The following is a 26,162-nucleotide window of genomic DNA, read 5'->3' as shown; positions in this document are numbered from 1 at the left end:
TGATCCTGTTGAAGGAGTTATACATATACAGTTTCACACTGGTCTAGAAAAGCCCCTTTCATAAGGGGCTTTTCCTTTTGAATCAAAAGGTTCGTTTAGAACGCTCTCCTTTGCTTTTAGGATCTGAAGTGTGCTAGAATCTGAATGAAATGTAATCGCCTTTGGAGGATATAATACATGAGTGAAATAAATAAAGAATTAATCGAACACGCTGTACGCGATATATTAAAAGCAATTGGAGAAGATCCAGATCGTGAAGGACTTCTCGATACCCCAAAACGAGTCGCAAAAATGTATGAAGAAGTGTTTTCAGGTTTAAATGAAGATCCAAAAGAACATTTTAAAACCATTTTTGGCGAAGACCACGAAGAACTCGTCCTTGTAAAAGATATTGCTTTCCATTCAATGTGTGAACACCACCTCGTACCTTTCTACGGGAAAGCCCATGTTGCTTATATTCCGCGCGGCGGAAAAGTAACGGGACTTAGCAAGCTGGCAAGAGCAGTCGAAGCCGTGGCAAAACGCCCGCAGCTTCAGGAACGCATTACATCAACCATTGCAGATAGTATGGTGGAAACACTTAATCCGCATGGCGTGATGATTGTCGTTGAAGCAGAGCATATGTGTATGACGATGCGCGGAGTGAAAAAGCCAGGCGCTAAAACAGTGACCTCAGCAGTACGCGGCACATTTGCAAATGATGCAGCCGCAAGAGCAGAAGTGCTTTCCTTTATTAAAAACGACTAATTCAATAGATGGACGGTGAACAAAATGAGTGAAAATAAAGCATCTGATTTTGTGGTGATTAAAGCCATTGATAATGGTGTAAACGTCATCGGCCTAACAAGAGGCTCTGATACAAGATTTCACCATTCCGAGAAGCTCGATAAAGGTGAAGTGATCATTGCACAATTTACTGAGCATACGTCAGCGATCAAAGTAAGAGGCGATGCTGTCATTCAAACAAGCTTCGGTGAAATTCAAAGCGAAGCAAAGAAATAAAGAACTTGTATGCACTTGATAGCATAAAAGTGAGAGCTGATATGGTATAATAAATCTCTATACAATGTGCAGGTCTACATATGAAACTGTAATTTTTGGGACAAGGGTGATATCTTTGCAAGACATCTACGGAATTTTATCTAATCTAAATATAAAATTAAATAAAAAGCTTTCTCATCCTTATTTGGCGAAGCATTTACGCGCGCCACTCATCGATGAAGATAAGCTCCTTCTTTTTCATGCAATGTTTGATGAAGCTCAAATTGATGCAGAGAAAAAAGAAAATTATATTTTAACGGCGATGCTTGTGCAAATTGCCCTTGATACCCATGACGAAGTCACAACTGCTGCAGCCATCAAGCAAGACGAATTTAAAAATCGTCAGCTGACCATCCTGGCAGGAGACTATTTCAGCGGTCTCTACTATTCTCTTCTCTCTGACATGAAAGACATTTATATGATCCGCACGCTCGCTACGGCGATCAAAGAGATCAATGAACATAAAATTAGACTGTATGACCGGTCCATTCAAGATGCAGCGCACTTTTACAAAAGTGTAGCTACAGTTGAATCTGCGCTTTTCCAAAGGATTTCTGAGCATTTTCAATTAACGCATTGGAATGAGATTGCAAGTCGTTTTCTTGTTTATAAACGTTTCATGAAACAAGCAGAAAATGACAAACATTTAAAACTTTTTTTGAACGATCGTTATAGGGACGCCTATTCGTGCTTTGACAATTTTGAGAATGAAGGCTATGAAAAGGCCAAACGGCCGATCAAGGAGCATCTTGTTTCATCTCCGGTCGTTCAAAAAGAGCTATTAAATCGCTTGGATCATATGAAAAATGAGCCTGCGTACCATCAGAAAGTGGAAGAAGGGTAAGTCATGCAGCAATCAAAAGAACAGCGAGTACACGGTGTATTTGAAAAAATTTACAAAAACTATGATCAAATGAACTCTGTCATCAGCTTTAAACAGCATAAAAAATGGCGTGATAAAACAATGAAGCTCATGAATGTGCAAAAAGGCTCTAAAGCATTAGATGTATGCTGCGGGACAGCCGATTGGACAATTGCGCTTGCAGATGCTGTTGGAGAAAAAGGCGAGGTCAAAGGCCTTGATTTCAGTAAAAACATGCTGAGTGTTGGAGAAACGAAGGTGAAAACTGGGGGCTACAAACAGATTGAATTGCTTCACGGCAATGCGATGGAGCTCCCTTTTGAGGACAACTCATTTGATTATGTCACCATCGGTTTTGGACTTAGAAACGTTCCTGATTATTTAACGGTGCTAAAGGAAATGACAAGAGTAGTGAAGCCCGGCGGAATGGTTGTCTGTCTTGAGACATCACAGCCTGAGATGATCGGCTTTAAGCAGGGCTACTACATCTATTTCAAATACATTATGCCGCTCTTTGGTAAACTGTTTGCCAAAAGCTATCAGGAGTATTCATGGCTTCAAGAATCAGCCAAAACATTCCCTGGAATGAAAGAGCTGGCGGCTCTGTTTGAAGAGGCCGGGTTGTCTGATGTCTCGTATCATCCATTTACAGGCGGTGTAGCAGCAACACATATCGGAAAGAAGCTTTGAATAAACGATATTTGGGTGAAGATAATGAAACTAAAAGCAATGATCTCTTTTTTAAATCATGATATCGATATAATTGAAAAAGAGCTTGAACAAACAGTTCGCTCTGATTATGCATTATTAAGTGAAGCAGGTCTTCATTTGCTGCAAGCGGGCGGAAAACGAATCCGCCCCGTTTTTGTTCTCCTTTCAGGCATGTTTGGTGACTATGACATTAATAAAATAAAATATGTTGCCGTTGCTCTCGAGCTGATTCATATGGCATCACTCGTTCACGATGATGTGATTGATGATGCAGAGCTGAGAAGAGGTAAACCAACGATAAAGGCAAAATGGGATAACAGAATTGCCATGTACACAGGGGATTATATGTTTGCGAGATCGCTTGAATACATGACAAAAATCAATCACCCAATGGCACATGAAATTTTGTCAAAAATGGTCGTTGAGCTCTGCCTTGGTGAAATAGAGCAAGTGAAAGATAAATACAATATGGAACAGAACCTGCGTACATATTTAAGAAGAATCAAACGAAAAACAGCCTTGCTTATTGCGGGCAGCTGTCAATTAGGCGCTATTGCAGCAGGTACAGATGAAAAAACACATAAAGCCCTTTATTGGTTTGGATACTATGTCGGCATGTCTTATCAGATCATTGATGATGTCCTTGATTTCACATCAACAGAACAAGAACTGGGCAAGCCTGTTGGAGGAGACCTTTTACAAGGGAATGTCACACTCCCAGTTTTATATGCACTGAAAAATCCGACACTAGAAGGTCAATTGAAGCTGATCAATAGTGAAACGACGGAGAAGCAGCTGAAGCCTGTCATTGAAAGCCTCAAACAAACAGATGCGATCGACCGCTCGATTCGAGTGAGTGAAATGTATTTGAAAAAAGCTTTTGAACAGCTCGACAAGCTTCCTCGAGGACGAGCGAGAACGTCACTCGCCTCCATTGCAAAATATATTGGGAAACGAAAATTCTAATCAACGTTATGTTGATTGGTTTTTTTGTGAAATTTTTTGTCAAAAATTGATTATTATAAAAAAAAATGATACGATCACTTTGTAACAATGTAAGCCTATACATACATAACGACGGGGTGGAAAACGTATATGGACAAAACATTTCTTATGGTCAAACCTGATGGTGTAGAAAGACAATTAATCGGTGACATTGTGTCAAGATTCGAAAAAAAGGGGCTTCAGCTTGTTGGTGCAAAACTAATGAGTATACCAAAGGAAGTAGCAGAAACACATTACGGAGAGCATAAAGAAAAACCATTTTTCGGGGAATTGGTTGACTTTATTACGTCAGGACCTGTATTTGCAATGGTATGGCAAGGCGAACAGGTGGTAGACGTAACAAGACAAATTATCGGCAAAACAAATCCGAAGGAAGCGCTTCCAGGCACAATAAGAGGAGACTATGGATTGACTGTTGGGAAAAACATTATTCATGGGTCAGACTCACCAGAAAGTGCTGAAAGAGAAATTAACTTATTCTTCAAACAAGAAGAACTCACAAGCTGGGATCAAACCATCTCAAGCTGGATTTATTAAGGTTCAAGCCAAGGTGTTCATTCAATGAGCACTTTGGCTTTTTTTATATTGAACTTTCTACACGAAATTTCGTATGAGAAGATACAAATTTTCGATAAAAACAGCTATACTAGGACAAAGATAGATGAGACAGGAGAGGACATTGATGGATCCATATCAAGTATTTGTTGGAAAATGGAAAAAACTAACCGGGGTTGATCTGAATTTATATAAAGAAGCACAAATGAAACGAAGATTAACATCACTTTATGATAAAAAAGGATTTAAAGATTTCGAAGCATTCGCGGCCGCGCTTGAAAAGGACAGAGCACTATTAGATGAGACGATGGACCGCATGACGATTAATGTGTCAGAATTTTACCGAAACTATCAGCGCTGGGAAGTACTTGATCAAAAAATCCTGCCGCTGCTTTCGAAAAATGGCGGCACCTTAAAGATTTGGAGCGCAGCATGTTCGACAGGAGAAGAGCCATATACACTCTCTATGCTGCTGTCAAGTCATCCTCTAGTGAAAGACTTTCAAATTATTGCAACTGACATTGATGATAAGGTTCTGCAGTCAGCTCAAAAAGGCAGATATCATGAACGCTCTCTGCAAGAGGTACCAGATCATATCAAGCAAAAATATTTCACAAAAGAAGATTCTTCATTTTACACTGTGAAAAATGAGGTTCGAAAGCATATTCAATTTAAGAAGCACAACCTTTTAGCTGATCCATATGAAAAACAGCTTGACCTTATCGTTTGCCGAAATGTACTGATTTATTTTACTGAAGAGGCGAAAGAAGAAATTTACTTGAAAATGAGCAGTAGTTTAAAACAAAATGGCGTATTATTTGTTGGTTCTACAGAGCAAATTTTTCACCCGGAAAAGTTTGGACTGACATCTGCTGATACTTTCTTTTATCAAAAGAAGGGTATGTAGCTGACTTTTTAGTAGCAAGTGTGTTATTATATTTTTACTTAAAAGCGTTAATGCGATGAAGGGAGATTAAGTCAATGAGGTACTTAACAGCAGGTGAATCACATGGTCCACAATTGACCACAATTATTGAAGGAGTTCCAGCAGGACTTTACATAGAGCAGGATGACATCAATTATGAATTGGCTAGAAGACAAAAAGGTCATGGCCGAGGAAGAAGAATGCAGATCGAAAAAGACCAGGCAAAAGTGTTAAGTGGCGTTCGCCACGGGAGAACATTAGGTTCGCCAATCGCTCTTGTTGTTGAAAATAACGACTGGAAGCACTGGACAAAGGTGATGGGAGCAGAGCCGATCACAGAAGAAGAAGAAAGTGAAATGAAGCGTCAAATCTCTCGTCCAAGACCAGGACATGCGGATTTAAATGGTGCGATTAAATACGGACACCGTGATATGAGAAACGTATTAGAGCGCTCGTCAGCGCGCGAGACAACTGTTCGCGTAGCAGCAGGCGCAGTTGCCAAACAAATCTTGGCGCATCTAGGGATTAAAGTAGCTGGCCACGTTCTTGAAATTGGCGGAGTGAAAGCAGCTCATACAGCATATGAGTCTATTGAAGATTTGCAAAAGGTAACAGAAGAATCACCTGTTCGCTGCTATGACAGTGAAGCAGGTCAGCAAATGATGGATGCAATTGATGAAGCGAAGAAAAACGGCGATTCAATTGGCGGAATTGTTGAAGTCATCGTTGAAGGGATGCCGGTTGGGGTTGGCAGCTATGTTCATTACGACCGTAAATTGGACAGCAAGCTTGCAGGCGCTGTACTTAGTATCAACGCTTTTAAAGGGGTTGAATTCGGTATTGGCTTCGAGGCAGCCTCTAAAAATGGCAGTGAGGTCCATGATGAAATCATCTGGGATGAAGAAAAGGGCTATACGAGAAAAACAAACCGCCTAGGTGGCCTTGAAGGCGGAATGTCAACTGGTATGCCAATTGTCGTAAGAGGGGTTATGAAACCAATCCCAACGCTTTATAAGCCGCTTCAAAGCGTTGACATTGAAACAAAAGAACCTTTCTCTGCAAGTATTGAACGCTCTGACAGCTGCGCTGTTCCTGCTGCAAGTGTTGTTGCAGAAGCAGTCGTGGCATGGGAAATTGCCAATGCGGTTGTGGAGCAGTTTGGCCTTGACCAAATTGACCGCATTAAAGAAAATGTTGAAAAAATGCGCCAGCTTCAGAGGGAATTTTAATGAAAACACTGGAAGTTAAGACGTCTTCAGCCACTTATCCTGTATTTATCGGTGATGGGATTAAACGCAATATCGTCGACTTGATAACTTCCACTGGGCATTCCTATACGAAGCTCTTAATCGTCACAGATACAGTTGTTGATGCCATTTATGGTGATGAAATGGTTCGCTTACTTCAACAGAAGTGGCCTGTGAACAAAGTGGTTGTGCCAAGCGGAGAGCAGTCAAAATCCTTTGCCGAATTTGAGCATATTCATACGAAAGCCATTCAATTTCAGCTTGATCGATCCGCCTGCATTATTGCGCTGGGAGGCGGTGTGATTGGAGATTTGGCTGGATTTGCTGCTGCCACTTATATGAGAGGCATTGACTTTATCCAAGTGCCGACGACGCTGCTGGCACATGATAGTGCAGTTGGTGGGAAAACAGGGATCAACCATCCGCTCGGTAAAAATTTAATCGGTGCGTTTCATCAGCCGAAAGCTGTGATCTATGATACTAGTATGCTTGAGACTCTATCTCAAATTGAACGAAGATCAGGCTTTGCAGAAGTCATCAAACATGCATTGATTTCTAGTGAAGACTTTTTATCAGAACTAATGTCCATTCGTTCTTTGTCGGATTTATCAAAAAGCGAGCTGGCACATATGCTGTATCAAGGTATTCAAGTCAAAGCGTCAATTGTTCAAGAAGATGAAAAAGAACAAGGCGTGCGTGCATTTTTGAATTTAGGCCATACACTGGGGCATGCCATCGAAGCAGAATACGGATACGGCGCCATCACGCACGGAGATGCCATTGCAATCGGCATGCAGTTTGCGCTGTATGTGAGCGAAAAGCAGCTGGGGCTCAGCCTTAATCGTTTGGAACTAAAAGAGTGGATGCAAGAGCTTGGATTCCCTGTACAAGTCACACCAGATATTTCAACGAAAACATTTGTTGACCGGATGATTGGTGATAAAAAAGCAAGAGGCGGCAGTGTTCAATTTGTTTTATTAAAACAGATTGGAGACGTCACCTTACAGTCTTTCACAAAAGATGAGCTGCACTACTGGCTCGAAGAATGGAAACGGGAGGAGGGATGTCTATGATGTTTCGCGGGATACGTGGGGCTACAACTGTGATAGAAGATACAGAAACTGAAGTGTTAAACAAAACGAAACAGCTGTTAGAAGCGATTATTTCAAGAAACCAAGTAGATCCAGAACGTGTCGTGCAGATCTTGATTTCAGCTACACAAGATATTCACTCCGTTTTTCCGGCAAAAGCACTTCGTCAATTTGAAGGATGGACATATGTACCGGTTACTTGCATGCAGGAACTAGACATTGATGGCGGTTTAAAGCAATGTATTCGTGTCTTAATGACTGTCCAGACAGATACAAAGCAGGAAGACATACAGCATGTGTACTTGGAAGAAGCTGTGACGCTTCGCCCTGATTTACAGTTGACAAAAAACAAGGAATTATAATACGATATGAACAGCCGAAGTTTACACACAGGTGTAAACGGCATTGCAAGCTTAGAGAAGATGAGAATGAGACTAGGGTAGTTGAGATGAGTAGAGTTGAGCAGAGATACGATACTTCTATTTAATCATACTGCCTAAAAGAGAAACCCTCTTTTAGGCTTATTTCGTATACTCATACAAACCCTCTATATGTCCCCTCATTCTCCTTAATCCCATTTAAGGAGTGTGCTTATGAATTCCCAATCAAACCTGACCCAATTTTTAAAGGACAGTGAGTCCTACAAAACGATCCCAATTGTTGAAACCATTACAGTCGATACGCTCTCACCGATTCAAATTGTTGAAAAACTCAAACAAGATATTGTGTATTTGCTAGAAAGCAAAGATGAGTCTTCCAGCTGGTCGAGATATTCCTTCATTGGATTACATCCGTTTTTAACCTTACATGATGACCAAAACAAATACATTGCACGTGACGCTGCGGGGCAGGAAGTCATGCAAAAGCAAGAGCTGAAAGAACTGCTGGATTGGATGAAAGAGCAATATCAAATCAAAGCGCCAGATATTGATATCCCATTTACAGGTGGGGCTGTTGGGTACTTAAGCTACGATCTGATTCCAAACATTGAACCTTCTGTCAGGCCTCATCGAAACGCATCGCTGGCAGAAAATTGCACATTATTTGTCTGCCAAACGATGATCGCCTTTGATCATGAAACGAATCATGTTCATTTTATCCAGTACACCCAGCTAACCGGACATGAAGCAGAAGACGAAAAAATACGCGCTTACAAAGAAAATCAAAAACAGCTTGAACAGATGATTCACAAGCTCCATTCAAAGACTGATATGAAAGAACTGATTTTAACAGGGAATATGAACGAGCCGCCATCCTTTGAACATGTGACGTCAACCTATGAAAAAGCGCAATTTTTAAAGGACGTAGAAAAAATCAAAGAATACATTCGAGCGGGTGACATTTTCCAAGGCGTCCTCTCGCAGCGATTTGATATCCCTGTATCAGTGAGTTCATTTGAGTTATACCGTGTGCTTCGGATTGTGAATCCATCTCCATATATGTATTTTATGAAATTAAAAGATCGTGATTTAGTCGGCAGCTCGCCAGAACGATTAATCCATGCCAAAAACAGGCATCTAGAAATCCATCCTATTGCAGGCACAAGAAAAAGAGGAAGAACAAGAGAAGAGGATGCTGAGCTAGCAAAAGAGCTGCTTGAAGATGAAAAGGAAAAAGCGGAGCATTACATGTTAGTGGATCTTGCCAGAAATGATGTAGGCCGTGTGGCAGAATACGGCAGTGTGTCCGTACCGACCTTTACAAAAGTAGTGAATTTTTCACATGTCATGCACATTATCTCCATTGTGACAGGAAAGCTAAAGCGGGATACACATCCAGTCGATGCGCTCATGTCCGCTTTCCCAGCAGGCACATTAACAGGTGCCCCGAAAATAAGAGCGATGCAATTATTAAATGAAATGGAGCCTGAGCCAAGGGAAACGTATGGCGGCTGTATTGCTTATATTGGATTCGACGGTAATATCGACTCCTGTATTACCATTCGTACGATGAGCGTAAAAAATCAGACCGCTTCTATACAAGCAGGCGCCGGCATTGTGGCTGATTCTGTCCCAGAAAACGAATGGGAAGAGACTTGTAACAAGGCAGGAGCACTTCTGAAAGCCATTCAGCTTGCGGAACATATTTTCTCAGAAAAGGAGAGTGTGCAGGATGAATCACCGACTATCAGCTCTTGTTAATGGAGGCTTTCTATCAGAAAATGAAGCAAATAAACTCATGCATGATATGATGAGCGGCGTTTTAACAGATGCTGAAGTCGCTGCAAGTCTCTCGATTTTAGCGCATAGAGGAGAAACCGCTGAAGAAATGACGGGTTTTGTGAAAGCCATGCGGCAAAATGCAGCACCAATGGAACGATCGCTTGATGTTGTTGATACTTGCGGCACAGGAGGCGATGGCCTCTCCACCTTTAATATATCAACTGCCGCTGCGATTGTCGCTTCCGCTGCTGGAGCCAAAATCGCCAAACATGGAAATCGATCAGTTTCTTCTAAAAGCGGGAGTGCCGATGTACTAGAGTGTCTTGGGATTCACATTCAATCCACACCGGAAGAAACAAGAAGACAAATACAAGAGAAAAACATGGGCTTTTTATTTGCACCATTGTATCATTCATCTATGAAACAAGTAGCCACAGTCCGCAAGCAGCTCGGCTTCCGGACGGTATTTAATCTGTTAGGACCGCTTTGCCACCCAATGCAAGCCAAAAAGCAAATCATCGGCGTCTACTCAAAGGAAAAGGCAAAATTAATGGCAAAAGCCCTTGCGCCATTAGAGCCAGAACATGTGCTGTTTGTTTGCGGAGAAGATGGACTGGATGAATTAACGATTACAGCAAATTCATATGTGATTGAACTCAAAAAAGATGTCATGACAGAATATACACTCAATCCAGAAGACTTTGGGCTGCAAAAAGGATATTTATCAGATATTCAGGTCCAATCACCGGAAGAGAGCGCCAAATTGATTCAGAATATATTGAATCATCAAACAGTAGGGGCGCCGCTTCATATTACAGCCCTGAATGCTGGAGCGGCTTTATATGTCGCAGGGAAGTCAGAAAACCTCATGGCAGGAACATTAAAAGCGATTGAAACGATTAAAAACGGCGCAGCCAAAGAACAATTGGCTCGTTTAAAACAAAAAACGAGAGAGGAAGAGATCTATGCTTAATCAAATCATTGCCCGCAAAAAAGAACATGTCCAAACATTGCAGTTACCAGTAGATGAACACTTTGAAAGACGATCATTTAAAGAAGCACTCATGAATCCTCATCGCTCAATTGGTCTAATTGCTGAGGTGAAAAAGGCGTCTCCTTCCAAAGGAATCATTCAACCAAATTTTGATCCTTTACAAACAGCAAAAGCTTACGAAAAATCCAACGCTGATTGCTTATCTGTTTTAACGGATGAACCATTCTTTCAAGGAAAAAACGAATACTTATCCCTCATTAAAAAACACGTAGATCGTCCAATTTTAAGAAAAGATTTCATCATTGACTCCATACAGGTAGAAGAGTCAAGACGTATAGGAGCAGATGCCATTTTATTAATTGGAGAAGTACTTGAGCCGCAAAAGCTGCACGAGCTCTATGCTGAAGCGAAAGAGAATGGACTTGATGTCCTTGTCGAAGTACATGCAGCAGATACACTGGAAAATATTTTAAAGTTGTTCACTCCTGAAATCATTGGAGTGAACAACCGGAATTTAAATACATTTACAACAACAGTTGAACAAACAAAAGAGATTGCTCCCCTCGTTCCAAAAGAGGTCTTACTAGTGAGTGAGAGCGGGATTCAAACATTTGATGATCTAACCTTTGTGAAGAATCATGGAGCGGGTGCAGTCCTTGTAGGAGAATCATTAATGAGAGAACAATCACAAGAAAAAGCCGTTCAGACATTGTTTGGAGAATGAACAGGATGAAGCCTTATGTAAAATATTGCGGGGCAGTATCACAAGAAGATGTGGAATGTATTGCGCAATCTCACGCAGATGCCATCGGATTTATTTTTGCTCCAAGTAAAAGACAAGTCCAACCAGATCAAGTGAAACAATGGCTCACCCAAACAAAGTGTGAGAAAAAGATTGCCGGTGTATTTGTAAATGAAAAGATTCAAAGAGTGCGCGAGATCACAAAACAGATACCTTTAGATATCGTACAGCTTCATGGAGATGAAACGCAGGATGACGTAAAAGAAATCAAACAACAAACAGGGGCTGTCGTTTGGAAAGTGTTCCATCACGAGCCTGATGTAACAAGAACGCTTGAAAAGATGACGGCATTTGCGCCTGTTGTTGATGGCTTCCTTATTGATGCGAAAGTAAAAGGGATGAGAGGCGGCTCTGGAACAGCTTTTGCTTGGGAGGCAGTGCCTCTATACGTTAAACATGCAAAACGTCTGGAGAAAACTTGCATAATTGCAGGCGGCATCACACCAGAAACGATAGCAGATCTGCTCGCCTATGGCCCAGAAGCGATCGATCTTTCAAGCGGAATAGAAGATAATGGAAAGAAAAGCAGCGCTAAGATCGAAGCGCTTGAAGAAAGGATGTTAAATGATGTACGCATATCCAAATGAGATTGGCAGATACGGAGAATTCGGAGGGAAATTTGTGCCGGAAACGCTCATGCAGCCACTTGCAGAAATTGAACAGGCATTTCGTGAATTAAAAGAAGATCCTGCTTTTCAAGCAGAATATGTATCACTACTTCAAAACTATTCAGGCAGACCAACTGCGCTTACATATGCTGACCAAATATCAGCATACCTCGGCGGCGCAAAGATCTATTTAAAAAGAGAAGATTTAAACCACACAGGTGCTCATAAAATTAACAATGCGCTTGGGCAGGCTCTGCTTGCAAAAAAAATGGGGAAATCAAACATCATCGCGGAAACTGGCGCAGGTCAGCACGGAGTAGCTGCTGCAACGGTGGCCGCAAAGTTCGGGTTATCCTGCACGGTCTTTATGGGAAAAGAAGATGTGGAAAGACAATCACTCAATGTCTTCCGAATGAAACTGCTTGGCGCTGAAGTCATACCTGTCACAAGCGGAAATGGTACATTAAAAGATGCAACAAACGAAGCCATTCGCTATTGGGTTCAGCACTGCAGTGATCATTTTTATATGATCGGCTCCGTTGTAGGCCCTCATCCGTATCCTCAAATCGTCAGCGAGTTCCAGCGCATGATTGGTGATGAAGCAAAAGAGCAGCTGCTTGAAAAAGAAGGAAGGCTTCCACATAAAGTGATTGCCTGTGTCGGCGGCGGAAGTAATGCCATTGGAATGTACCGGGCATTTTTAGATGAAGAGGTAGATATCATTGGTGTAGAGGCAGCTGGAAAAGGAATCGATACGCCGCTCCATGCTGCAACCATCACGAAAGGAACCAAAGGTGTGATCCACGGATCTTTGACCTATTTAATCCAAGACGAATTTGGCCAGATTATTGAACCATATTCGATTTCCGCTGGTTTAGATTATCCAGGAATTGGACCAGAGCACGCTTATTTACATGCGAGCGGACGGGTTCAATATGTGAGTGCGACAGATGAAGAAGCACTAGATGCCCTAAAACTGCTGACTGAAAAAGAAGGAATACTTCCAGCAATTGAATCTGCACATGCGCTAGCTAAGGCGTTTGAGGTAAGCAAGACGATGAATGAAGATGAAATCGTCCTTGTCTGCCTGTCAGGAAGAGGCGATAAGGATGTGCATACATTAATGAACGTGCTTGAAAGTGAGGGAAAACAAAATGATTAGATTTCAATTAGAGCAAGGCGAAAAATTATTCATCCCATTTATCACAGCAGGAGATCCGTCAGAAGATATCACGATTGATTTAGCTATCTCCCTTCAAGCAGCCGGTGCACATGCGATTGAACTCGGTGTTCCTTATTCCGATCCACTAGCGGACGGTCCTGTCATTCAAAGAGCCTCCAAAAGAGCTCTAAATCATGGCATGAATATCGTAAAAGCGATAGAATTAGCAGGGAAGATGAAAAAAAACGGTGTAAAAATTCCTGTAATTCTATTTACGTATTATAATCCTGTGTTACAATTAGACACAGAATACTTTTTCGCTTTACTGCGCAAAAATCATATTTCGGGACTCCTAACACCCGACTTGCCGTTTGAAGAGAGCAGCGAGCTGCAAAAGAACTGTCAAACACATGACATTTCATATATTTCACTCGTTGCACCAACAAGCAAGGAACGATTAGTAAACATTGTAGAGCAGGCAGAAGGTTTTGTGTATTGTGTTTCATCTCTTGGTGTAACAGGTGTCAGACAATCCTTTGACGCGTCAATTACAGATTTTATTCAACAAGTGAAACAGCTGAGTCACATACTGGTTGCGGTCGGTTTTGGCATCTCAACAAGAGAGCAGGTAGACTCAATGAATAAACTGAGTGACGGCGTCGTTGTCGGCAGTGCACTTGTGAAAAAAATTGAAGAGCTTCAAGAACAATTGCTAGAAAGTGATACACGTCAAGAGGCTTTAAGAGAATTTGAAACATATGCAAAAACATTTAGTCCCCTCTATTCATTCAAATGAGGTGAAACATTTTGCAAATCAAAGATCAATTAAAACAGCTTAAACCGTATCAACCTGGGAAACCAATTGAAGAGGTCAAAAAAGAATATCAATTAGACAAAATTGTGAAATTGGCTTCAAATGAAAACCCTTTTGGATGTTCCGTACATGCAAGAGAGGCGATACAGGCCGAGCTCGAACATTTAGCGATTTATCCAGATGGATACAGCGCAAGTTTAAGAACGGAGCTGGCTGAATTTCTTCAAGTAAGTGAAAAACAATTAATTTTCGGGAATGGCTCAGATGAACTTGTGCAAATTATTGCGAGAGCATTCCTTGATCAACATACAAATACCGTCATCCCATCTCCATCTTTTCCGCAATACCGTCACAATGCAGTGATTGAACATGCTGAAATTCGAGAAGTGCCTCTATTAGACGGAGGAGCTCACGATCTGAAGGGCATGCTGGATGCGATCGATGAAAACACGAAGGTTGTCTGGGTATGTAATCCAAATAACCCGACGGGAAATCATTTGTCAGAATCTGAGCTTGTGGCGTTTTTAGACGAAGTGCCGGCTCACGTGCTTGTTGTACTAGATGAAGCGTATGTTGAATACGTTCGTGCAGAAGATTTTCCAGACAGTTTATCTTTATTACAATCCTATCAAAATGTCATTGTACTTCGAACGTTTTCTAAAGCGTATGGACTTGCAGCACTTCGAGTAGGCTACGGGATTGCATCAGAAGAGCTGATTACTGCCATTGAACCAGCGAGAGAGCCGTTTAATACTAGCCGTATCGCTCAGGCAGCTGCGCGTGCAGCGATAAAAGACCAAGACTTCATTCAATCATGCAGACAGAAAAATGAAGCAGGTCTCAAGCAATACCAAGATTTCGCTGAACGTTTTGGACTATATATCTATCCATCTCAAACAAACTTTGTGCTGATTGATTTTAAACGAGATGCAGATGAATTGTTCAATGCATTATTGAAAAAAGGTTACATTGTTCGTTCCGGTAAAGCACTTGGTTTTCCGACTTCTTTACGTATTACCGTCGGAACAAAAGAGCAAAATGAAGAAATTCTAAGTACACTTGCCGATTTACTGCAAGGCATTCGTGCGTAGCATAACCATAAAGTCATATCCTAATGCAGGATATGGCTTTCATTGTACCAACCTCCTATACATATAAGCTGTTGAAATAGGTTGTTTAATTTTCGCGAAAAATCAGGTGATGAATATGAACGATGCAAACGAAACAATATTAATCGCTGGACTCGGTTTAATCGGTGGGTCCATTGCACTCTCGATTAAAAAAGAGTATCCTCATAAAAAAATTGTAGGATTTGATGTTTCCAAAGAGCAAATGGTTGCTGCAACAAAGCTGGGAATTATTGATGCAACAGCTGATTCGTTTCTAGCGGGTTTAGAAGAATCTTCGACCATTATTTTGGCAACACCTGTCCAGCAAACAGTAAAGATGCTTAGTGATATTGCAGACTCTGGAATTGAAAGAGAGCTCACAATCACTGATGTCGGCAGCACAAAGCAAAAGGTCGTCCATTTTGCTGAAAAAGCGCTGCCTGAGCATTACCAATTTATTGGTGGCCATCCAATGGCAGGCTCTCATAAGTCAGGTGTTATTGCAGCAAAAGACTTTTTATTTGAAAATGCGTTCTACATTTTAACGCCTGCAAAGGAAACAAACCGTCAAGCTGTTGATCGGTTGATGGACTTGTTAAAGGGGACAAATGCTCATTTCATCGAGATGACACCAGAAGAACATGATGCTGTGACAAGTGTCATTAGCCATTTTCCTCATATTGTTGCAGCCAGTCTTGTGCATCAAGCGCATCATTTTGAAGAACAATTCCCACTTGTTAAACGGTTTGCTGCTGGAGGCTTTCGTGATATCACACGAATTGCTTCAAGTAATCCTGCAATGTGGCGGGATATCCTGCTGCACAATAAACACAAGATTTTAGACCGTTTTCATGAATGGAAAAAAGAGATTAATCGCATTGAGACCTTCGTACAGCAAGAAGATGCTGAAGGATTGTTCTCTTATTTTCAAGATGCAAAGGAATATCGCGATGGACTTCCTCTAAGGAAAAAAGGAGCCATTCCTGCTTTTTATGATCTGTATGTCGATGTTCCGGATCACCCTGGGGTCATTTCGGAGATTACAGGGCATCTTGCAAGTGAAAACATTAGTATTACAAATATCCGTATTATTGAGACGCGGGAAGACATTAATGGGATTTTACGCATTAGTTTTCAAACAGATGACGACCGGAAGCGTGCAGAAATCTGTATAAAAAATAGAGCCAATTACGATACATTTTATGCTGACTGAGGTGACAAACATGAAAATTCATAAAAATGCTCCTATGAATGGAGAAATTCATATCCCAGGTGATAAATCTATTTCACATAGATCAGTGATGTTTGGTGCAATTGCTGATGGGACCACAGTAGTGAAAAACTTTCTTCCTGGAGCTGATTGTTTAAGTACGATTGATTGCTTTAGAAAGATGGGCGTTGAAATTGAACAAAAAGGGACAGATGTTGTCATTCATGGTAAGGGATTGAAAGAGCTCAAAGAGCCGTCTGACATTCTCGATGTTGGCAATTCTGGTACAACCATTCGATTAATGATGGGGATATTAGCTGGTTGTGAGTTTCACAGTACATTAATCGGTGATGAGAGTATTGCCAAAAGACCAATGAAACGTGTGACGGGTCCGCTTAAACAACTAGGAGCCAAAATAGACGGCAGAGCAAATGGCGAGTATACACCCCTGTCTATTCGTGGCGGTCATTTAAAAGGTATAACTTATGAGTCTCCAGTGGCAAGTGCACAAATTAAGTCGGCTGTCCTTTTAGCTGGGCTGCAAGCAGAGGGCACAACGACATTAATTGAGCCACATAAATCAAGAGATCATACAGAAAGAATGCTCTCAATGTTTGGTGTAAAACTAGATGAAGATGAACAAAGTGTTTCCATTGAAGGCGGCCAAACATTAACAGCAACAGATATATTTGTTCCTGGGGACATCTCTTCAGCTGCATTTTTCCTTGTAGCTGGATCAATCGTTCCTAATAGCCAGATTGTCTTAAAAAATGTCGGGCTAAACAAAACAAGAACAGGTATTATTGATGTACTGAAACTTATGGGGGCAAATCTTGAGATCAATGAAGTAGATGCCAAAGGCGGAGAACCGTACGGTGATTTAACCATTTCTACTTCATCATTAAAAGGTATTGAAATTTCTGGTGACATGATTTCAAGACTCATCGATGAAATTCCGATAATTGCGCTTCTTGCGACCCAAGCAGAAGGAACAACAATCATTAAAGATGCTGCTGAGTTAAAAGTAAAAGAAACCAATCGAATTGATACAGTCGTATCAGAACTTAAAAAACTCGGTGCTGATATTGAAGCAACAGATGATGGTATGAAGATTCATGGTAAAACTACGCTTCAAGGCGGCGCAGTCGTCTCAAGCTACGGAGATCACCGTATCGGTATGATGCTGGGAATTGCCGCATGTGTGACAAAGCAAGCAATTGAGATTGAAGATACAGAAGCTGTTCGTGTCTCATACCCGAATTTCTTTGAACACATTGAATATTTAACGAAAACAGTCTGAGGATGTCCTCAGGCTTTTTCTTTCCTTCTGCATATTTGTCAGAAATATAGCATAGCTTGTCTCAAGGTGAAACCTTGAAAAAAAACATTTTGTCCGATAAAAATAGTGTCTGTAGTTTACAAATCATCAGTTTCGTATAGGATGAAATGAAAAACAGTCTTTAAAACACAAAAATGGGTTCATTTTAAAAGAGCAACATATTTGCTGGATGTGCACCTGTCGATTATGATATGAAGTAACAATAGTTTAGGTTTTTGGAAACAGAAAGGAACGGTTTGATTTGAATAGTTCATTACAAGAAGCCATAAAATTAGTTGAGGCGGGTGAGACTGAAAAAGGACTCCAAACACTTGCTCAAGCAGAGAAGCATTTGCATGATGAAGAAAAGGCGCAAGCGGCTCAATTATATTATGATTGGGGAGATATCGATAAAGCACGGAATCTCATCAGTGATTTACATGATTTATATCCAGAGGAAACAGGTTTAACGTGTTTTTATGCAGAGCTGCTGATTGACTCTGATGAAGAAGAGAAGGCGATTGCAGTATTAGAAACGATTCCTGAAGATGATGATGCGTACCCAGAGAGTTTATTGTTAATGGCAGATTTGTATCAGATGCAAGGACTATTTGAAGTCAGTGAACAAAAGCTTTTAAAAGCGAAAGAACTACTTCCGAATGAAGCTATCATCGATTTTGCATTAGGTGAGTTGTATTTTTCTCAAGGTCTTTCAAAGAAAGCGGCTGATTTTTTCTACAAAGTGGCAGATCAACAGCATGAGGTTGGCGGGGTCAATGTGTATCAGCGGCTTGCTGAATCACTCAGTACAGCTGGAGAATTTGAGGATGCACTTGAATGGTACGAAAAGGCAGTAAAAGATCAAGCAGACCCGAACACTCTTTTTGGCTACGGATTTACAGCGATGAGGGCTGGCAGAACAAAAACAGCCATTCAGCAGCTTACAGAACTGAAAGATATTGATCCATCCTATTCGTCACTTTATATGCCTTTAGCGAAAAGTTATGAGGAAGAAGGACTATATCACGAGGCTTTAGAGGTAGTAAAAGAGGGTATTAAAGTTGATGAGTATAACAAAGAATTATATTTATATGGTGCCAAGATTGATTTGAAAAATGGGGATTCAGAAGATGCGAAAAAACTGCTTCAAGAAGCACTTGCTCTCGATCCGGGTTATATTGAAGCAGTTCAAACATTGCTGGCGATCTATTTAAATGAAGAGCTGTTTGATGAAATTCTAGATGTTATTAAAGAGGTTAAAAGCTTTGGGGAAGATGATCCAAAATGGAATTGGTATGCTGCATCTGCTTCTGTCGGGCGAGAAGAATACAAAGAAGCTGCCGAGTATTTCAAGCTTGCCCTGCCTGATTTTGATGAGGAACGTGACTTTTTATATGAATACGCTTCGTTCCTTTTAGAAGAGGGCAGACAAAAAGAAGCACTGCCGTTATTACGCAAAGTTCTAGAGAAAGATGGCACGAATGAAGAAATTGAAGAAACGATTTTAAGAATTGAAGACGAAATTTCCTTATAGTTTGCAGGAATGAAGAACTGGTTTGTTGAATAATTCATGTATAGCAATTTAATTTACGATAGAGGAGGGAATAACATGCAGACCCCTGTTTCTGTCAATGAAAAGAAGGAATTTATCCGGTGGTTCTTAAACCATTATCAGCTAAAGCGAAGAGAGTGTGTTTGGATATTAAATTATTTAATGAGTCACGACTCTTTGATGGAAAAGGTTCATTTTGTAGAGCAAGCAGAATTTTGCCCAAGGGGAATCATCATGTCAACACACTGTGTGGATGAAGTTCCCTTTAGATTTTATAAAGAAAACATCATGACGACAGATGCTGAAAAGTCATTTCATGATATTCGTTTGAATAAACAGCAGGATTTGTTTATTCAATTGAATTTCCGTTCTGCTTATCGTTCGCCGGAATATGCAGCTGTTCTTGAAACAAATCCCCATATTCCAAAGGATCTTTATGAGAATGAAAAAGATAAGGATCTTGCTGAGAAAGTGCTTGAGCACTCAATCGCAACTTTCCAAAAAGAACGGCTCATGAAAGAGATAGATGAAGCACTCGACCGTCATGATCAAGAAACATTTAATAAGCTGGCAAAAGAATTAAGCCTATTGTCATAAACTGAACGAATAAGCCTTGCCCTATACAGGCAGGGCTTATGTCATGAAAGAGGGGAAATTGATGAAGTTTCAAGCAGAGGACGTGGATCGCTTTTTGCAATCTAAAGCTTACATTGATACCGCTATCATTCCATTAGTTGGGATTAACGCAGATCAAATGAAACAAACCGTGTCTTTAGGAGAGTTTACTATTCTTGTAGCAGAGGAACTTGAAAGACAATTAAAAGGGCGGGTTTTTCTTTTTCCACCACATACATATTTAGAAGTGAGTGACCGGAAACAAGAAGACATACTCACAATGAAGCAGTCGCTCAAAGATCATTTTCAGCATGTCGCACTGATCACATCTGATCACCAGTGGAAAGAGCATGCTGAGATCAGCGAATCGCTATTTTTGCTCAAGCCGGTTCCGCTGGAGCATTTGAAGGTTGAATTAAAGCAAAAAGTCATTCAAGACAGTGTAGAACAAATTTTGAACTTTTTGTTACAAAAATGGAACCCTTCATAAAAACCCTTACATTTGCATTGTACATAGCTTTTTAGGATGTTGACCTTGTGAATAGATTGATATATTATGAGGGTGTCCTAGTTTTATGAAATTTTTTCTAATTCAGTTATAAAGTAGCTGACGACCTGAGGGGGGGAGAAAAAAATGAGCGAGAAGAGACATGGAGTGTCCAGGCGTCAATTTTTGAATTACACGTTGACCGGCGTGGGGGGATTTATGGCCGCTGGAATGCTCATGCCTATGGTTCGCTTTGCGCTTGACCCTGTGCTAAAAGGAACAGAGGATCAGGATATGGTTCAAGTTGTCAGTGTAGATGAACTGACAAAGGAACCGAAGCGCTTTGACTTTAAAATTGATCAAGTAGATGCATGGTATGAGTCAAAGGAATCTAGGTCAGCATGGGTGTACAAAGAAGGGGATGAAATTGTCGCTTTATCGCCAATCTGTAAACATTTAGGATGTACAGTGAACTGGAACAGTGATCCGAAAAATCCAAACAAATTTTTCTGCCCGTGCCATTATGGGCTGTACGACAAGGATGGTACAAACGTACCCGGAACTCCACCGCTTGCACCGCTTGACCATTATAAGCAGCAAGTGAAGGACGGATACCTCTATCTTGGAAAAGCTGTGCCGAAAGGGGAAGGGTAACGATGCTTAACAAGATTTACGATTGGGTAGATGAGCGGCTAGACATTACACCGATATGGAGAGATATTGCGGATCACGAGGTGCCAGAGCACGTCAATCCAGCACATCATTTCTCCGCTTTTGTGTATTGTTTTGGCGGTTTAACGTTTTTTGTGACAGTCATTCAAGTCCTGTCGGGCATGTTTTTAACGATGTATTACGTGCCGGATATTAAAAATGCCTGGGAATCTGTCTATTATTTGCAAAATGAAGTGGCATTTGGCCAGATTGTCAGAGGGATGCACCACTGGGGTGCGAGTTTAGTCATTGTGATGATGTTTTTACATACGCTAAGGGTCTTTTTCCAAGGGGCGTATAAAAAGCCTAGAGAGCTGAACTGGATTGTTGGTGTGCTCATTTTCTTTGTGATGCTTGGACTTGGTTTTACAGGTTATCTTTTACCATGGGATATGAAGGCGCTGTTTGCGACGAAGGTTGGTCTTCAAATAGCAGAAGCAACACCTTTCATTGGTAAAGAGATCAAAACGCTGCTTGCAGGTCATCCTGACATTGTAGGGGCACAAACGCTGACGAGATTCTTCGCTATCCACGTCTTTTTCTTGCCAGCGGCATTATTTGGGCTGATGGCTGCCCACTTTATTATGATTCGTAAGCAAGGAATTTCTGGACCGCTATAAAATGTTGCGTTTGATGAATGTTCAATGAGGAGGGGATGACTTTGCATAGGGGAAAAGGGATGAAGTTTGTCGGAGATTCCAGAATACCGGCAGAAAGAAAACCTAACATACCTAAAGACTATTCCGAATATCCGGGAAAAACAGAAGCCTTTTGGCCGAACTTTCTTTTAAAGGAATGGCTTGTAGGTGCCGTTTTTTTAATTGGATTTCTTGTCCTAACTGTTGTTCATGCGCCTCCGCTTGAGCGGATGGCCGATCCGACAGATACTGGCTATATTCCGCTGCCAGACTGGTATTTCCTATTTTTGTACCAGTTATTAAAATATGAATTTGCTGCAGGTAGCTTCACTGTCGTTGGCGCGATGATTATGCCTGGAATCGCGTTTGGTGCACTTTTGCTCGCACCATTTCTTGATTCAGGTCCAGAACGCAGACCGTATAGAAGACCAATTGCAGTCGGGATGATGATCCTTGCAGTCGGCGCAGCAACATATTTAACGTGGGAGTCTGTTGCAACCCATGATTGGGAAGCAGCGGCAAAACAAGGTGAGATTAAGAAAGAAGCAGAGATTGATACTTCAGCTGAAGAGTATAAAATTTATCAAGAGCAGACATGTATCTCCTGTCACGGGGATAACATGCAGGGCGGAGCAGCCGGACCGTCACTTGTTGACAATGGTCTTTCGCCTGAGGAGATCGCTAAAATCGCTGTAGAAGGAAAAGGCAACATGCCTAAGGGTGTCTTTAAAGGCAGTGATGAAGAACTCGAGAAGCTCTCTAAATATTTATCTGAGGTCAAATCAAAATAATTCAGTTGTTTAAATGCAAGTACAAGGATATACTCAAAAGAGAAAAAGCTGGCGATGTCAGCTTTTTCCTGATTTTAACAGATCGTGAGTGAAGAGACATATGAGATGGATTCAATATTTGCTAGCGACGCGCTACCTGCTTGTGCTGGTGCTTATGATCAATTTCCTTGGCACTGTGTACGGATACTATTGGTATATTCCGCAGCTCGTAGAGACGCCGGCTGTCTTTTTAGCTTTTGTGCCAGACAGTCCAACGGCCAGCTTTTTCTTTTTATTTGTATTACTTGCGTTTTTGATGAAACGAAATGCTCCTTATTTTGAAGCACTTGCTCTTGTGACCTTGATTAAATATGGGCTATGGGCGGTAGGAATGAATATCTTTGTGCTTTTATCTGTTGATGATTTTCCGTGGGAAGGCTACATGCTGATTGGGTCTCACTTTGCGATGGCGGTTCAGGCTGTATTGTTTGCGCCGTATTATCGTTTTCAAATGCGTCATCTCGTGGTAGCGGGAATTTGGATTTTACATAACGATGTGATTGATTATGTATTTGGTATGATGCCGCGTTATTCTATGCTGTCTGCCTATTCAAACGAGATCGGCTATGCGACGTTTTGGTTAAGTATCGCGGTTCTTCTTGTTTCGTATTATCTCGTTCTATCGAAAAAATCGGTCAAGCTGGAACTCCCTTAACAATGTTGGTCTAACCTTGTCCTTTTCTTCATACGCTGTAAGGAGAAGGGCTAGGAGGGACTTGCATGAAACGAAAGCCAATCGCGATGATTCTATTATTTTTTCTCGTATTACATCCGGCTGTTGCCAAAGGTGAGGAAACAGCTGCTAACACGCTGCAAGAATTAACGGAACTATCAGATTCCATCTTTCAATTAACGAGACAAGCTAAATATGATGAGGCATTACAAGTCGCATTGTATGTTGAAAAGACATTTAAAGCTGAGAATTGGCGTGGAACTTTGACGAATACGCAGATTCGGCAAATTACACTTGGCTATCAAGATATGATAAAAGGGCTGCCGCAGGAAGAATTGAATGAGCGCGAAAAGCTTCGTTATGCTTCTCAATTTAGAATGCTGCTTGATGCGATCCAGTCGGATTCTGAGCCTCTTTGGGGTTCGCTCGAGAAGCCCATTATGGGGTCTTTTCCTACTTTGAAAAAAGAAGTGAAAGATCCAGAATCGACGACATTTTATGAAACTTGGAATGAGCTGGTTTCTTTATACGATATGATCTATCCGAGCTTAACCATTGATATTTCGCCTGAAAAGCTCCAGACGATTAAGCAGCACATGGAAGTGATTGAGCAAGGTGAATTTTTAAAAGCATCAAGTGGGACAAAGCTTGAACGTCTCACGAAGCTGGAAGAGGATTTATCGACTGTGTTTGCTCACGTCGATGAAGATGAAGCTGATCCATCCCTTTTATGGGTCATCTTAACAACCGGGAGTATCATTTTACTAACGTTAACGTATGTTGGATTTCGGAAATATCGTGCTGAAAAAGAAAAGAAGCAAAAACGTCAGGCTGATTATCCTAAATCATAAAAAAAGAAGCCCAAAACTGGTGCTTCTTTTTTAATGTGGATTGAGCGGCTTTTTGTGTTCATCTAATGTAAAGCCTTCACCGAGTACATCATGCACGTCACTGACTGATACGAACGCATGAGGATCGACTGAGGTTACGACGCTTTTGAGGTGGACAAGCTCGTTTTTCGGAACGACGCAATAAAGGACGTTGCGCTCCTGCTTTGTATAGGAACCGACCCCTTTTAAGATGGTGACACCGCGCTCCATTTCATCTGTAATTTTCTTTTGAATGATGTCATCTTTTTCAGAGATAATCATGGCGCCTTTGGCAGCGTAAGCGCCTTCTTGCATGAAGTCAATGACCTTCGCAGCAACAAATACTGCGACAAGTGTATACATCGCTTCTTTATAATTTAAGTAGGTAAGAGAGATGGTAATGACGCATGCGTCGAAGATGAACATTGTTCGTCCCATGGCCACCTGATAATGCTTGTTGATCAGTCTTGCAATGATGTCCACACCGCCTGTTGTACCGCCGAATTTAAAGATGATCCCGAGGCCTGTTCCGATAAACACACCTGCAAAGAGGGCGGCTAAGGCTAAATCGTGCTGGAGAGGCATATGTATTTGAAAGCGCTGGAAGATGGCAAGAAAGACAGAAAGACTGACTGTGCCTACAATTGTATAAGTAAACATCGTTCTGCCGAGCATTTTCCAGCCAATAAAAAAGATCGGAATGTTTAAGACAAGGTTTGAAATAGATGGGTCAATGTGAAATAGAAAATATAAAAGCAGTGTAATACCTGTAAATCCGCCTTCCGCCAAATTGTTCTGCATATTAAAATGAACAAGACCGAAAGAAAAAATCGCAGATCCTATTAAAATAAATACGATATTTTTAAGACGAATTTCTTTTAGCAAGAGATCACTCCTTTTTTTGCTTAGACAGCGATAATATTATATGGTATGGGAGAGAAACAAGCAAACTGAGTCTTAAACATTTGTCAAATATTTATGATTTCGCTAACATGTAAGAGATGGATAGGAGGATGAGCTTCATGACGAAAGAAAAAACGCTGCGTCACGTGCAGCAAGAAGTAGATGATTACATAGGACAATTTAAAGAAGGCTATTTCAGCCCGCTTGCCATGATGGCCCGTCTGACAGAAGAATTGGGAGAGCTGGCAAGAGAGGTTAACCATTACTATGGAGAAAAGCCGAAAAAAACAACGGAAACAGAAAAAAGCATGGAAGAAGAGATAGGCGATGTATTGTTTGTGTTAACATGCCTTGCTAATTCACTTGATATTTCACTAGAAGAAGCACATGACCGTGTGATGCATAAATTCAACACAAGAGATAAAGACCGCTGGACGAAAAAAGAAGGGAAGTAGAGACGATGACGAACGAAACCATCAAAGTAGTAATCGCTGGAGCAAGAGGAAGAATGGGGATAGAAGCTGTGAAGCTGGCGGAAGAAACAGGCCATTTTCAGCTGGTGGCCGCACTTGATCACGTGCATGAAGGAAAAAAATTATCTGATGTGATTCATACGACCTCTCATGCGCCAATTTATACGGATATTGATGTGTGTCTTTCAGAAACAGCACCAGATGTATTAATTGATCTGACGACACCAGAAATCGGGAAAGTACATACAAAAAAAGCACTTGAACATGGCGTGCGTCCAGTCGTAGGCACAACTGGATTTTCAGAAGATGACCTAAAAGAGCTTCAGCAATTAACAGAAGAAAAGGGCATAGGCTGTATTATTGCGCCAAACTTTGCTGTCGGTGCAGTCTTAATGATGAAATTTGCCAAAATGGCCGCGAATTATTTTCCTGACGTTGAAATCATTGAGCTACACCATGATAAAAAACTAGATGCCCCAAGCGGTACGGGCTTAAAAACGGCTGAAATGATTGCAGAAGTAAGAGAAAGCAAAAAGCAGGGACATCCAGAAGAGAAAGAATTGATCGAAGGGGCACGAGGGGCAGATTATGATGGTATCCGTCTTCACAGCGTGAGACTTCCTGGTATGATTGCACATCAAGAAGTGCTGTTTGGAATGGACGGACAGACGCTCACCATTCGTCATGATTCTTATAACCGTGCATCCTTTATGTCAGGCGTGAAGCTTTCAGTGGAACAAGTCATGCACATTGATCAGCTCGTCTATGGTTTAGAAAATATCATCGACTAATAAG

Annotated in this window: 30 protein-coding genes; 29 read left to right on the top strand and 1 reads right to left on the bottom strand. The window is 41.2% G+C overall.

From position 1 onward, the window contains the following. Nucleotides 1-177: 177 nt before the first annotated feature. The 27 genes from folE (at nucleotide 178) to ypjB (ending at nucleotide 23,973) form a co-directional block, all read left to right on the top strand. On the top strand, nucleotides 178-747 hold the full coding sequence (gene folE, locus QR42_RS10185; protein ID WP_003215789.1) for a GTP cyclohydrolase I FolE: 570 nt from the start codon (nucleotides 178-180) through the stop codon (nucleotides 745-747). A 24-nt stretch (nucleotides 748-771) separates the two neighbouring features. Then, a complete protein-coding gene (mtrB, locus tag QR42_RS10180; RefSeq protein ID WP_008344541.1) occupies nucleotides 772-1,002 on the top strand; it encodes a trp RNA-binding attenuation protein MtrB in 231 nt (76 codons plus the stop codon). Between the two features lie 115 nt (nucleotides 1,003-1,117). Continuing rightward, nucleotides 1,118-1,885 (top strand): heptaprenyl diphosphate synthase component 1, encoded by a 768-nt coding sequence (locus QR42_RS10175; RefSeq protein WP_039179567.1) that lies wholly within the window; start codon nucleotides 1,118-1,120, stop codon nucleotides 1,883-1,885. Between the two features lie 3 nt (nucleotides 1,886-1,888). After that, a complete protein-coding gene (locus QR42_RS10170) occupies nucleotides 1,889-2,593 on the top strand; it encodes a demethylmenaquinone methyltransferase (protein ID WP_024422810.1) in 705 nt (234 codons plus the stop codon). Between the two features lie 24 nt (nucleotides 2,594-2,617). Next, nucleotides 2,618-3,580, top strand: coding sequence for a heptaprenyl diphosphate synthase component II (hepT, locus tag QR42_RS10165; protein ID WP_039179566.1), 963 nt, complete (start codon nucleotides 2,618-2,620; stop codon nucleotides 3,578-3,580). Between the two features lie 129 nt (nucleotides 3,581-3,709). Then, complete coding sequence (ndk, locus tag QR42_RS10160; protein ID WP_024422808.1) at nucleotides 3,710-4,156, top strand: nucleoside-diphosphate kinase; 447 nt, start codon at nucleotides 3,710-3,712, stop codon at nucleotides 4,154-4,156. 145 nt (nucleotides 4,157-4,301) lie between these two features. Next, a complete protein-coding gene (locus tag QR42_RS10155; protein WP_039179563.1) occupies nucleotides 4,302-5,081 on the top strand; it encodes a CheR family methyltransferase in 780 nt (259 codons plus the stop codon). 74 nt (nucleotides 5,082-5,155) lie between these two features. Next, nucleotides 5,156-6,328 (top strand): chorismate synthase, encoded by a 1,173-nt coding sequence (aroC, locus tag QR42_RS10150; protein WP_039179560.1) that lies wholly within the window; start codon nucleotides 5,156-5,158, stop codon nucleotides 6,326-6,328. Further along, the gene (gene aroB / locus QR42_RS10145; protein ID WP_039179557.1) at nucleotides 6,328-7,419 is read left to right on the top strand and encodes a 3-dehydroquinate synthase; all 1,092 of its coding nucleotides are present in this window, start codon (nucleotides 6,328-6,330) and stop codon (nucleotides 7,417-7,419) included. Before aroC ends, aroB begins: the two co-directional genes overlap by 1 nt. Continuing rightward, nucleotides 7,416-7,799, top strand: coding sequence for a chorismate mutase (gene aroH, locus QR42_RS10140; RefSeq protein WP_024422804.1), 384 nt, complete (start codon nucleotides 7,416-7,418; stop codon nucleotides 7,797-7,799). The genes aroB and aroH overlap by 4 nt, the downstream gene beginning before the upstream one ends. A gap of 231 nt (nucleotides 7,800-8,030) precedes the next feature. After that, a complete protein-coding gene (gene trpE / locus QR42_RS10135) occupies nucleotides 8,031-9,578 on the top strand; it encodes an anthranilate synthase component I (protein WP_039179554.1) in 1,548 nt (515 codons plus the stop codon). Further along, nucleotides 9,550-10,572, top strand: a complete 1,023-nt coding sequence (trpD, locus tag QR42_RS10130) for an anthranilate phosphoribosyltransferase (protein ID WP_039179552.1) — start codon at nucleotides 9,550-9,552, stop codon at nucleotides 10,570-10,572. Before trpE ends, trpD begins: the two co-directional genes overlap by 29 nt. Further along, on the top strand, nucleotides 10,565-11,317 hold the full coding sequence (trpC, locus tag QR42_RS10125) for an indole-3-glycerol phosphate synthase TrpC (protein WP_039179548.1): 753 nt from the start codon (nucleotides 10,565-10,567) through the stop codon (nucleotides 11,315-11,317). Before trpD ends, trpC begins: the two co-directional genes overlap by 8 nt. Next, on the top strand, nucleotides 11,314-11,982 hold the full coding sequence (locus tag QR42_RS10120) for a phosphoribosylanthranilate isomerase (protein ID WP_039179545.1): 669 nt from the start codon (nucleotides 11,314-11,316) through the stop codon (nucleotides 11,980-11,982). The genes trpC and QR42_RS10120 overlap by 4 nt, the downstream gene beginning before the upstream one ends. Further along, nucleotides 11,963-13,165 (top strand): tryptophan synthase subunit beta, encoded by a 1,203-nt coding sequence (gene trpB / locus QR42_RS10115; RefSeq protein WP_039179544.1) that lies wholly within the window; start codon nucleotides 11,963-11,965, stop codon nucleotides 13,163-13,165. Before QR42_RS10120 ends, trpB begins: the two co-directional genes overlap by 20 nt. Then, nucleotides 13,158-13,961, top strand: coding sequence for a tryptophan synthase subunit alpha (gene trpA / locus QR42_RS10110; protein WP_039179541.1), 804 nt, complete (start codon nucleotides 13,158-13,160; stop codon nucleotides 13,959-13,961). The genes trpB and trpA overlap by 8 nt, the downstream gene beginning before the upstream one ends. An 11-nt stretch (nucleotides 13,962-13,972) precedes the next feature. Next, nucleotides 13,973-15,070, top strand: coding sequence for a histidinol-phosphate transaminase (gene hisC / locus QR42_RS10105; RefSeq protein ID WP_039179539.1), 1,098 nt, complete (start codon nucleotides 13,973-13,975; stop codon nucleotides 15,068-15,070). A 115-nt stretch (nucleotides 15,071-15,185) separates the two neighbouring features. Beyond that, nucleotides 15,186-16,301, top strand: coding sequence for a prephenate dehydrogenase (locus tag QR42_RS10100; protein WP_039179536.1), 1,116 nt, complete (start codon nucleotides 15,186-15,188; stop codon nucleotides 16,299-16,301). 10 nt (nucleotides 16,302-16,311) lie between these two features. After that, the gene (gene aroA / locus QR42_RS10095; protein ID WP_039179532.1) at nucleotides 16,312-17,598 is read left to right on the top strand and encodes a 3-phosphoshikimate 1-carboxyvinyltransferase; all 1,287 of its coding nucleotides are present in this window, start codon (nucleotides 16,312-16,314) and stop codon (nucleotides 17,596-17,598) included. Between the two features lie 280 nt (nucleotides 17,599-17,878). Then, entirely contained in the window at nucleotides 17,879-19,150 is a 1,272-nt protein-coding gene (locus QR42_RS10090; protein ID WP_039179527.1) for a tetratricopeptide repeat protein, read from the top strand. 75 nt (nucleotides 19,151-19,225) lie between these two features. After that, nucleotides 19,226-19,765, top strand: a complete 540-nt coding sequence (locus tag QR42_RS10085) for a ReoY family proteolytic degradation factor (protein ID WP_008344562.1) — start codon at nucleotides 19,226-19,228, stop codon at nucleotides 19,763-19,765. A gap of 61 nt (nucleotides 19,766-19,826) precedes the next feature. Continuing rightward, entirely contained in the window at nucleotides 19,827-20,273 is a 447-nt protein-coding gene (locus tag QR42_RS10080) for a YpiF family protein (RefSeq protein ID WP_039179524.1), read from the top strand. 144 nt (nucleotides 20,274-20,417) lie between these two features. Next, on the top strand, nucleotides 20,418-20,924 hold the full coding sequence (locus tag QR42_RS10075) for a ubiquinol-cytochrome c reductase iron-sulfur subunit (RefSeq protein WP_007500911.1): 507 nt from the start codon (nucleotides 20,418-20,420) through the stop codon (nucleotides 20,922-20,924). 2 nt (nucleotides 20,925-20,926) lie between these two features. Further along, a complete protein-coding gene (gene qcrB / locus QR42_RS10070; protein WP_003215804.1) occupies nucleotides 20,927-21,601 on the top strand; it encodes a menaquinol-cytochrome c reductase cytochrome b subunit in 675 nt (224 codons plus the stop codon). Nucleotides 21,602-21,642: 41 nt separating this feature from the next. After that, complete coding sequence (locus QR42_RS10065) at nucleotides 21,643-22,410, top strand: menaquinol-cytochrome c reductase cytochrome b/c subunit (protein WP_039179522.1); 768 nt, start codon at nucleotides 21,643-21,645, stop codon at nucleotides 22,408-22,410. 100 nt (nucleotides 22,411-22,510) lie between these two features. After that, a complete protein-coding gene (locus tag QR42_RS10060) occupies nucleotides 22,511-23,104 on the top strand; it encodes a lipoprotein heptaprenylglyceryl N-acetyltransferase LhaT (protein ID WP_039179519.1) in 594 nt (197 codons plus the stop codon). A 65-nt stretch (nucleotides 23,105-23,169) separates the two neighbouring features. Further along, on the top strand, nucleotides 23,170-23,973 hold the full coding sequence (ypjB, locus tag QR42_RS10055; RefSeq protein WP_039179517.1) for a sporulation protein YpjB: 804 nt from the start codon (nucleotides 23,170-23,172) through the stop codon (nucleotides 23,971-23,973). A gap of 30 nt (nucleotides 23,974-24,003) precedes the next feature. On the opposite strand, the gene QR42_RS10050 is transcribed toward ypjB, so the two are convergent. Beyond that, nucleotides 24,004-24,876: a YitT family protein gene (locus tag QR42_RS10050; protein WP_024422789.1), complete on the bottom strand. Its 873-nt coding sequence runs from the start codon at nucleotides 24,874-24,876 to the stop codon at nucleotides 24,004-24,006. A 137-nt stretch (nucleotides 24,877-25,013) separates the two neighbouring features. Between QR42_RS10050 and QR42_RS10045 the strand changes: the two genes are divergently transcribed. After that, the gene (locus tag QR42_RS10045; protein ID WP_024422788.1) at nucleotides 25,014-25,349 is read left to right on the top strand and encodes a nucleotide pyrophosphohydrolase; all 336 of its coding nucleotides are present in this window, start codon (nucleotides 25,014-25,016) and stop codon (nucleotides 25,347-25,349) included. A gap of 5 nt (nucleotides 25,350-25,354) precedes the next feature. Beyond that, nucleotides 25,355-26,158, top strand: coding sequence for a 4-hydroxy-tetrahydrodipicolinate reductase (gene dapB, locus QR42_RS10040; RefSeq protein ID WP_039179514.1), 804 nt, complete (start codon nucleotides 25,355-25,357; stop codon nucleotides 26,156-26,158). Nucleotides 26,159-26,162: the final 4 nt, after the last annotated feature.

Origin of the sequence: Bacillus sp. WP8 (genome assembly GCF_000800825.1) — a bacterium.
In the GTDB taxonomy this organism is placed as follows: domain Bacteria; phylum Bacillota; class Bacilli; order Bacillales; family Bacillaceae; genus Bacillus; species Bacillus safensis.
This window is presented reverse-complemented; position numbering and strand designations above follow the sequence as displayed.

Coding starts and splice junctions, on each gene's coding strand:
- folE (WP_003215789.1), top strand. CDS start 178: ATGAGTGAAATAAATAAAGAATTAATCGAACACGCTGTACGCGATATA.
- mtrB (WP_008344541.1), top strand. CDS start 772: ATGAGTGAAAATAAAGCATCTGATTTTGTGGTGATTAAAGCCATTGAT.
- QR42_RS10170 (WP_024422810.1), top strand. CDS start 1,889: ATGCAGCAATCAAAAGAACAGCGAGTACACGGTGTATTTGAAAAAATT.
- hepT (WP_039179566.1), top strand. CDS start 2,618: ATGAAACTAAAAGCAATGATCTCTTTTTTAAATCATGATATCGATATA.
- ndk (WP_024422808.1), top strand. CDS start 3,710: ATGGACAAAACATTTCTTATGGTCAAACCTGATGGTGTAGAAAGACAA.
- QR42_RS10155 (WP_039179563.1), top strand. CDS start 4,302: ATGGATCCATATCAAGTATTTGTTGGAAAATGGAAAAAACTAACCGGG.
- aroC (WP_039179560.1), top strand. CDS start 5,156: ATGAGGTACTTAACAGCAGGTGAATCACATGGTCCACAATTGACCACA.
- aroB (WP_039179557.1), top strand. CDS start 6,328: ATGAAAACACTGGAAGTTAAGACGTCTTCAGCCACTTATCCTGTATTT.
- aroH (WP_024422804.1), top strand. CDS start 7,416: ATGATGTTTCGCGGGATACGTGGGGCTACAACTGTGATAGAAGATACA.
- trpE (WP_039179554.1), top strand. CDS start 8,031: ATGAATTCCCAATCAAACCTGACCCAATTTTTAAAGGACAGTGAGTCC.
- trpD (WP_039179552.1), top strand. CDS start 9,550: ATGAATCACCGACTATCAGCTCTTGTTAATGGAGGCTTTCTATCAGAA.
- trpC (WP_039179548.1), top strand. CDS start 10,565: ATGCTTAATCAAATCATTGCCCGCAAAAAAGAACATGTCCAAACATTG.
- QR42_RS10120 (WP_039179545.1), top strand. CDS start 11,314: ATGAACAGGATGAAGCCTTATGTAAAATATTGCGGGGCAGTATCACAA.
- trpB (WP_039179544.1), top strand. CDS start 11,963: ATGTACGCATATCCAAATGAGATTGGCAGATACGGAGAATTCGGAGGG.
- trpA (WP_039179541.1), top strand. CDS start 13,158: ATGATTAGATTTCAATTAGAGCAAGGCGAAAAATTATTCATCCCATTT.
- QR42_RS10100 (WP_039179536.1), top strand. CDS start 15,186: ATGAACGATGCAAACGAAACAATATTAATCGCTGGACTCGGTTTAATC.
- aroA (WP_039179532.1), top strand. CDS start 16,312: ATGAAAATTCATAAAAATGCTCCTATGAATGGAGAAATTCATATCCCA.
- QR42_RS10085 (WP_008344562.1), top strand. CDS start 19,226: ATGCAGACCCCTGTTTCTGTCAATGAAAAGAAGGAATTTATCCGGTGG.
- QR42_RS10080 (WP_039179524.1), top strand. CDS start 19,827: ATGAAGTTTCAAGCAGAGGACGTGGATCGCTTTTTGCAATCTAAAGCT.
- QR42_RS10075 (WP_007500911.1), top strand. CDS start 20,418: ATGAGCGAGAAGAGACATGGAGTGTCCAGGCGTCAATTTTTGAATTAC.
- qcrB (WP_003215804.1), top strand. CDS start 20,927: ATGCTTAACAAGATTTACGATTGGGTAGATGAGCGGCTAGACATTACA.
- QR42_RS10060 (WP_039179519.1), top strand. CDS start 22,511: ATGAGATGGATTCAATATTTGCTAGCGACGCGCTACCTGCTTGTGCTG.
- ypjB (WP_039179517.1), top strand. CDS start 23,170: ATGAAACGAAAGCCAATCGCGATGATTCTATTATTTTTTCTCGTATTA.
- QR42_RS10045 (WP_024422788.1), top strand. CDS start 25,014: ATGACGAAAGAAAAAACGCTGCGTCACGTGCAGCAAGAAGTAGATGAT.
- dapB (WP_039179514.1), top strand. CDS start 25,355: ATGACGAACGAAACCATCAAAGTAGTAATCGCTGGAGCAAGAGGAAGA.